The sequence below is a fragment of the Microvirga sp. P4_A5 genome (assembly GCF_056402495.1).
Genome location: NZ_JBFUHH010000144.1, coordinates 1 through 7,957, shown reverse-complemented (window position 1 = coordinate 7,957; position 7,957 = coordinate 1). Strand labels below are relative to the sequence as shown.

8 protein-coding genes are annotated in these 7,957 nt (G+C 62.3%); 7 read left to right on the top strand and 1 reads right to left on the bottom strand.

The window, feature by feature from the left end:
* Positions 1 to 267: 267 nt before the first annotated feature.
* Positions 268 to 462, bottom strand: coding sequence for a hypothetical protein (locus AC1DVM_RS21855; RefSeq protein WP_477258027.1), 195 nt, complete (start codon positions 460 to 462; stop codon positions 268 to 270).
* A 170-nt stretch (positions 463 to 632) separates the two neighbouring features.
* Here AC1DVM_RS21855 and AC1DVM_RS21850 point away from each other — a divergent pair, with 170 nt between their 5' ends.
* The 7 genes from AC1DVM_RS21850 to AC1DVM_RS21820 all read left to right on the top strand — a co-directional run.
* Complete coding sequence (locus AC1DVM_RS21850) at positions 633 to 2,162, top strand: ABC transporter substrate-binding protein (RefSeq protein WP_477258026.1); 1,530 nt, start codon at positions 633 to 635, stop codon at positions 2,160 to 2,162.
* Between the two features lie 37 nt (positions 2,163 to 2,199).
* On the top strand, positions 2,200 to 3,207 hold the full coding sequence (locus tag AC1DVM_RS21845) for an ABC transporter permease (RefSeq protein ID WP_477258023.1): 1,008 nt from the start codon (positions 2,200 to 2,202) through the stop codon (positions 3,205 to 3,207).
* Complete coding sequence (locus tag AC1DVM_RS21840; RefSeq protein WP_477258021.1) at positions 3,204 to 4,106, top strand: ABC transporter permease; 903 nt, start codon at positions 3,204 to 3,206, stop codon at positions 4,104 to 4,106. Before AC1DVM_RS21845 ends, AC1DVM_RS21840 begins: the two co-directional genes overlap by 4 nt.
* 1 nt (position 4,107) lies before the next feature.
* Positions 4,108 to 5,097, top strand: a complete 990-nt coding sequence (locus AC1DVM_RS21835; protein ID WP_477258019.1) for an ABC transporter ATP-binding protein — start codon at positions 4,108 to 4,110, stop codon at positions 5,095 to 5,097.
* Positions 5,094 to 6,092, top strand: coding sequence for an ABC transporter ATP-binding protein (locus AC1DVM_RS21830; RefSeq protein WP_477258017.1), 999 nt, complete (start codon positions 5,094 to 5,096; stop codon positions 6,090 to 6,092). Before AC1DVM_RS21835 ends, AC1DVM_RS21830 begins: the two co-directional genes overlap by 4 nt.
* Complete coding sequence (locus AC1DVM_RS21825; RefSeq protein ID WP_477258015.1) at positions 6,089 to 7,165, top strand: C45 family autoproteolytic acyltransferase/hydolase; 1,077 nt, start codon at positions 6,089 to 6,091, stop codon at positions 7,163 to 7,165. Before AC1DVM_RS21830 ends, AC1DVM_RS21825 begins: the two co-directional genes overlap by 4 nt.
* Positions 7,166 to 7,180: 15 nt before the next feature.
* A partial coding sequence (locus tag AC1DVM_RS21820; RefSeq protein ID WP_477258013.1) for a sigma-54 interaction domain-containing protein occupies positions 7,181 to 7,957 on the top strand: 777 nt, incomplete at its 3' end.

Genomic DNA, 7,957 nt, shown 5'->3' with positions numbered 1-7,957 from the left:
GCATTCGAGCCCATCGCGGGTGAAGTCATCGTTTGCGATAGTGGCGCGCTTTGCACGCCTGATCTAACCAAGCTACCTTACGCCAATGTCTTGAGGCCGATCTTCCCACTCGACAAGGACCTGCAACTTTCGATGCAGCCGCTCTGATCCGGCTCGCAATGAGCGCCGGTGCACGCCACCTAGGAACTTCTCACGGTCGGGGAGCGTGCGGGCGGTCAGGCCGTATCTGGCGATCGGACTTACCCCAAACGGCTCTGGGCCGTGAGTCTACGCCAGGATCTGCGCCACGGCCTCGTGGTCGAAGGCGTACGGAAGGTTGAAAGCTGGGCTGCCCGGCAAGGCRTCGCACTCGCCGAAATGGTCGACCGTGCCGTTCGGCCCCTTCTTCAACGTCAACACGCCGGAGGACCTCGCGGAGGCGGAGGCCCTGGTTCGCAGGCGATGCGCGCGCAATCTGCGCATGATGCGGGATTCTCACGCCAACGATCGTGCCGTGGTGACACCGAGGCCTACGATTGGACTGATGTGATTAAGGGATTCCTGAAAAGTCGCTGTGGCACTCTTTTTGCTACCGTCTTTGTGACCGCGTACTCACATGGCGGGTAACGTCGCTCGCGGACCTGGAGGGATAAATGCTACGCACGGCTCTCATTATCACGGGACTTACATTCACTGCGGCAATGCCCGCTCACCTGCTGGCAAGCGAGCTTAGGGTGGGCTTTACGCTCGATGCGCTGACTCTCGATCCCGGCAATCACCGCAACCGCGAAACCGAAACCATCATCCGCAACATCTATGACGGCCTGCTAACGCGGGACGCGAAGATGAAAGTCGTACCTGAACTCGCTGAGGCCTGGACGCAGGTCGACCCGGTCACCTACGATTTCAAGATCCGTCAGGGGGTCATCTTCCACGACGGCTCTCCCATGACCGCGGACGATGTCGTCTTCACGTTCGAACGCCTGACCAAGGACGGCGCATTGGGCGGGCAGACCAGCCCGCGGAAAGATCTCGTCGGACCGGTCAAGTCGATCGCGAAGGTCGATGACCGAACAGTGCGTTTCACGCTGTCCGAGCCCTGGCCGATCCTGCCGGCCATGTTGCCGGTTCAGGAAGTCGTCAGCAAGGCCTTCACCGAAAAGGTGGGATCGCAGGCGCTGGCGACGCAGACCAACGGTACCGGGCCCTTCAAGCTCGTGGAATGGCGCAAGGGCGACACGGTAATCCTGCAACGCCATGACGGTTACTATGGAGGCGCGACGGATATTGCTCCCGTCGGCAAGGCTTGCGTCGAGCGGGTCATCTTCAGGGTCATTCCCGAAAACGCCTCGCGCGTCGCCGCCCTTCTCGCGGGCGAAGTTGAGATCATCAACGAGCTGCCGCCCTACGATATCAAGAAGGTGGAATCGAACGCCAACACGAAGGTGATGAAGGTTAACGGCACGCGAACCTTCTTCGTCGCGCTCAACAATACAAAAAAGCCGTTTGACGATCCGCGCGTGCGCAAGGCCGCCAACATGGCCATCAATAAGGCGCTCATCATCGACAAGGTGCTGCTGGGAACCGCAGCGCCGCTCAACGGCGTGATGAGTCCGGATGCGTTCGGCTTCAACCCCGATCTTCCTGCCTATCCGTTCGATGTCGAAGGCGCCAAGAAGCTACTTGCCGAGGCGGGTTATCCGAACGGGGTCGACGTCACCTTCGACACGGAAGGCCCGTTCAAGGATGTGGTAGGCGCCGTGGCGGCGATGCTGACGAAGGCCGGCATCCGCGCCCAGGTGAATGTCGGCGAAAGCTCGACGTTGCAGTCCAAGTGGGCCCCCGCTGGCGAGAAGACCGGAGACATGTGGTTCACCTCGTGGGGCAACGGATCCCTCGATCCGGCGGATATCTTCGTTCCCACCCTTCGCACGGGCGGCCGCGGCAACAGGGCGTACTATTCCAACAAGGAAGTGGATATGCTGCTGGATGCCGCCAACGTGGAGCTAGACCAGGCCAAGCGCGCGGAACTCTACAAGCAGGCCCAGGCGATCGTGAACAAGGATGCCCCCTGGATCTTCATGTGGCTGCCACAGGATATCTATGGCGTCTCGAAACGCGTCAGCGGCTGGGAGCCCAGCGCCGACAGCCGGGTCAACCTTCACGATGCCTGCGTAAAGTGACTCGTCACCGCGACGACCGCTCAGTGGAGACAGCTTGATGAACCCGTTGGCGCTCGTCGGTCGTATCGCCCAGCTCGTGCCCGTCCTCCTCGGCGTCAGCGTCATCGTCTTCGTGATGATGGCGCTCACGCCGGGTGACCCCGTCGAAATCATGCTGTCCGGTCAGCAGGTGACTCCCGAGCAGGTCCAAGCCATGCGCCACGATATGGGGCTCGACCGGCCGGCGCTGGAGCGTTTCGGGGTCTTCCTCAGCAACGCGCTGACGGGTGATTTCGGCCTGAGCTTCTTCCACCGCCGACCTGTCGTCGAGGTCATTGCGGAGCGACTTCCGGCAACCATCGAGCTGACGCTGGCGGCTCTTCTTCTGGCGATCGCGATTTCAATCCCGCTCGGCGTCGCGGCGGCCGTCCACAAGAACAAGCTGATCGACCGGCTAGCGGCCGTGGGTTCGCTGTTCGGGATTTCCTTGCCGGGCTTCTGGTTCGGCATCATCCTGATTATCCTTTTCGCCGTCCACATGCAGGTGCTGCCGGTGGCCGGCCGGATGGACTATGCGTGCGAAGTGGCGCCGCTTACCCGGCTCATGACCATCGACAGCCTATTGCGCGGCCGCCCCGATTGTTTCGCCGATGCCCTGTCTCACCTGATCCTGCCGGCGCTCACTCTCGCGCTGCCCATGGCAGCCGTTCTGACCCGCGTCCAGCGGGCCGCGATGCTCGAGGTGTTGCGATCGGATTACATCGTGTTTGCTCAGGCCAAGGGCCTCTCGCGCCGGCGGGTTCTGTGGCGGCACGCCCTCAAGAACGCGCTGGTACCCACCGTGACGGTCGCCGCCATCGAGACCGGGTCGCTTCTCGGAGGCAACATGGTTGTGGAAACTGTGTTCGGCTGGCCGGGTCTCGGCCGGCTCGTCGTCGAGAGCATCTTCGTGCGCAACTACCCGCTCGTGCAGGCGGCGGTGCTTTTCTATGCAGTGACCTACGTGATGCTGAACTTCTTCGCCGACCTTCTCTACACCATGCTCAACCCCAGGGTCAGGCTATGAGTGCCGCAGTGGAGGTTTCCGCCCTCGCGGCCGAACGGATTGAATCGCCAACCTGGCAGAGCCTGCAGCGCTTCGTCGCGGACCGGTTTTCGACCACGGCAGGAATCGTCGTCGTTGCCTTCGTGCTCATGGCGCTGCTGGCGCCATGGCTTGCCMCGCACGATCCCTACGAGAGCGATCTTCTGCGGCGGCTTCAACCCCCCGCCTGGATGGATGGCGGCGAATGGAGCTTCGTCCTCGGCTGCGATGCGTTGGGTCGCGACATTCTCTCGCGGATTATCTACGGCTCGCGGGTGTCCATCACCATCGGCGTTGCAGTAGTGCTGATTGCGACGGTCGTCGGGACCGTGCTGGGGCTTGCGGCAGGCTACATGCGCGGCTGGATCGATATCGGCATCTCGCGCGTCATCGACATCCTTCTCGGCTTTCCCTACCTCATCTTCGCCATCGCGCTGATGGCCATGATGGGTCCCGGGCTCGAGAACATCATTCTGGCGCTGGTCTACAAGGAATGGGTCGTTCCGGCGCGGGTGGTGCGCGGCGAGGTGCTGGCCGCCCGCGAAATGGAATACGTGGAGGCCGCCCGCGCTGTCGGTGCGTCGCGGCTTCACATCATGTTCCGTGAGATCCTTCCCAACATTCTTTCGCCGGTGATCGTCGTGTCGACCATCCGCATGGCGCACGTTATTATTCTGGAGGCGAGCCTCTCGTTTCTCGGGCTTGGCGTGCAGCCGCCGACGGCGTCGTGGGGTTCGATGGTGGCGGACGGGCGCGCGTTCATTCTCGACGCGTGGTGGGTCTGCACCTTCCCGGGCATCGCCATCCTCCTCCTCGTTCTCTCGATCAATGTCGCCAGTCAGGGCCTTCGTGATGCATTCGACCCGAAGTTCAGCGACTGAGATGTCCGCGCCCCTCCTCTCGATCCGGGGTCTCAAGACCTGCTTTCCAACCCGCGCAGGTCTCGTGACGGCCGTCGACGGAGTCGACCTCGACGTCTATCCCGGCGAATGCCTCGGCATCGTGGGCGAAAGCGGATCCGGCAAAAGCGTGACCTTCGCAAGCGTGATAGGCTTAGTGCGCTCTCCGGGTTTCGTCGCGGGAGGCTCCATCCTGTTCGGCGGCGTCGACCTTCGGACCCTGAGCGACGAAGGATGGCGGGGTCTGCGCGGACGCGACATCGCCATGACGATGCAGGACGCGCTGACGGCCCTCAATCCGGCACTGACCGTCGCGGAACAGATCGAGGAGGTTATCCTGGCGCACGCGGCCGATCTGCCGCGCAGCGGGCGCCGGGATGTGGCCCGCGAACGGGCAGTCGAAATGCTCCGTCTTGTCGGAATACCCGCCCCGGAAAAGCGCGTAGATGATTACCCGCATCAATTCTCCGGCGGGATGCGCCAGCGAATCATGATCGCCATTGCGCTGTCTTGTCGCCCGAAACTGCTGATCGCCGACGAACCGACGACCGCCCTCGATGTGACCATCCAGGCGCAGGTGTTGGACCTCATCAGCGATCTCAGACTCGAACTGGGCATGAGCGTCGCGCTCATCACGCACGATCTCGGTGTGGTAGCCGAGCATACGGATCGTGTCGCGGTGATGTATGCGGGCCAGATCGTCGAGACGGGTGCGACCCGCGAGTTGATCGACCGTCCTCGCCACCCCTACACAAAAGGGCTGATTGGCCTGATCCCACGTCTTTCGGATCTTGATGCGCCGATTAAACCGATCGAGGGACAGGTTCCGGAACTCATCGGCCTTGGCGGAATCTGCCGCTTCTATGAGCGCTGCGAATTCCGCACGCCCCAATGCCGGACCGACATTCCAATGGAAACGGTAGGGCCCGACCATCTCGTGCGGTGCATCCGCGCGAAGGAAATTCTGCAATGATCGCGAAGCATCAGGGCCCCCTCCTCGAGGTGACGAATCTCGAAAAGACCTACCATCTCAATACGAGCCTGATGCAGCGTCTCGCGCGCCAGCCAGCACTCAATCTGAGAGCCGTCGACAAGGTGAGCTTTTCGATCAAGGCCGGCGAGACGCTGGGCCTCATCGGCGAGTCCGGCTGCGGCAAGTCGACCCTCGCCCGCACCGTTCTTCGGCTGCATGAACCGACCTCCGGAAGAATCATCTTCGACGGCACAGACGTTACGAAGCTAGCCTATCGGGAGATGACGACGCTGCGTCGACGGATGCAAATCATCTTCCAGGACCCCTACGCCTCGCTCAACCCACGCAAGTCGGTTCTGGACATTGTCGGTCTGCCGATTGCGATCCAGGGAATTGCACGGCGAGCGGATATCCGCGACCGCGTCGTGGCGATGATCGAGAGCGTCGGTTTGAAGAGCGCCCATCTCGGTCGCTTCCCCCATCAGTTCTCCGGCGGCCAACGCCAGCGCATCGGTATCGCGAGAGCGCTTATCCTCAACCCGAGCTTCGTGGTCTGTGACGAACCGGTCTCGGCGCTCGACGTGTCCGTCCAGGCGCAAATCCTCGCACTGCTGGGTTCTCTCAAGCGCGAGCTCGGTCTGACATATCTATTCATTTCGCACGATATCGGCGTGATCGGTCACGTCAGCGACCGCATCGCCGTGATGTATCTGGGCGATATCGTCGAGATGGGCCCGACCCGGGAATTGCTGCGGTCCCCGCGGCATCCCTACACAAAGGCGCTTCTGTCAGCCGTGCCGCAGATAGACGCTGGGCCGAGGCGAGAGCGGGTGAAACTGACCGGCGATCTGCCCTCACCCCTATCGCCGCCGAAGGGTTGCAAGTTCCATTCCCGCTGCCCCTTCACATTCGATCGCTGCCGCGTCGAAACACCTGTTCTGCGCCCCCTTCAGGGCGAGCGCTCGGCTGCCTGTCACCTGATCGAGGTTCCATGATGGACATTCACCCCGCGGCCCCGGTTCATCTTTATGGGGATGCCTATGACCGCGGCCGCGCCCAGGCGGCCTGCGCGGAGGATCTCATCCCGGCGGTGCAAAGCGCCCTCGACACTCGATTGACGGCCGGCGCGACCCTGCTCGAACAGCCAAAGAGCCGGCGTTATCTCGATCAGCAACGGGAACTGCTCAAAGCCGTCGACCCCGAGGGCGAGGCGGAGATCGCCGGCATCGCCGACGGGTTCAGGCGGCCGTTCGACTCCGTTCTCGCTTATCTTCATCTCGGCGTCCTTGCCGATTTTGCAGTCGACGGGTGCTCGGCGTGGAGTTGGGGCACACAAGGGCCGATCGGACCGTTGGTGGTAAAAAATCGTGATTATCGCGGTGAGCATGTCCGCCTGCAACGGGTCTTCCTGCATCACGACCCGCACAGGCCCGGAGAGGCCATCTTGTGCGTCGGCAGTCTCGGAAGTCCGGGCGCGTTTTCCAGCGGGATGAACACCCATGGCCTTGCGCTTGTGGACACGCAGGTTTCGACGCGCGACCACGGACCGGGCCTGCTCAGGTATTTTCTAATGACCCGCCTATTGTGGCAATGCCGCAGCGTGAGCGAGGCCCTTCAGATGATCTCGGAAGTCCCGCACGCAGGCGGAGGGACCCTCATTTTGGGGGATGCGACAGGCGCCTGCGCGGCGGTCGAACTCGGGCACAGCGCCTGGTCGGCGGAATCCGGCGGGACATACGCGATGAGAACCAATCACTTCCTGACGCCGGAATGCGCCCCGTTCTGGATCGCCCCAGACGAGGAGAGGGCAGTGGCCAGCACGAAAGGTCGTCACGCGCGATTGCAATCATGGCTTGCCGAGCGGAGCGGATCCCCAACCCTCGATGAGGCAGCCGAGATCATGGGCTCCCACCGGAAGGACGATCAGGAAGCGCTGTGCCGCCATGGGGAAGACGGCGATTCCCTTACCATCTCGTGCGCCATATTTGCACCCGCGAAGCTTCGCCTCTATTTTTCAGCCGGCAAACCCTGTGCCGGCAAGTGGAGTTCCTTCGATTGCCGGCCATAGCCGGGATTTAACAGCGTGGCGTACGAAGCAGGTCTGACTGGCGAACATAGCTCGATCGTTGAGGTCAGGCGGCTCATCGAACGGGTGGCGAGAAGTGCTGCCCGCGCCGTGCTCATCTATGGCGAGACCGGCACCGGGAAGGGCCTTGTGGCGCGGCTGGTGCACCAGCAATCCCCGCGAGCCTCGCAACAATTCATCGATGTCAATTGTGCCGCCATTCCGGATCAACTCCTCGAGTCTGAATTGTTCGGGCATGAGAAGGGTGCGTTCACCGGCGCCATCGCCCGCAAGCCGGGCCTTATCGAGACGGCCAATGGCGGGTCTGTCTTTCTGGACGAGATTCGCGATATGAATCTTGTCATGCAGGCGAAACTCTTGACGGTGCTGGACACCCAGCGCCTGCGCCGGGTCGGCGCCATCGAACCAGTTGAAGTGGACGTGCGATTCATCGCCGCAACGAACCGCATCCTGCTCTCCGAGGTCAATGCCGGCCGCTTTCGGGAGGACCTCTATTACCGCCTGCAGATCGTTGCCATCAACGCGCCGCCGCTGCGGGAGCGCGGCGACGACATCTTCGTTCTGACCGACCATTTCCTGCGGCGCCTGAGCAGCCGCTACGGCCGGGTCATTCGCGGATTGGAGCCTGACGTCGTTGATATCTTCCGACGCTATCGATGGCCCGGGAATGTTCGCGAACTCGAAAACCTGTTGGAGCGTATCTTCATTCTCGAGGATGAAAGCACGATCATGTCCCGGCATCTTCCGGCCCGCATCCTCCGCGACGTGATGGAT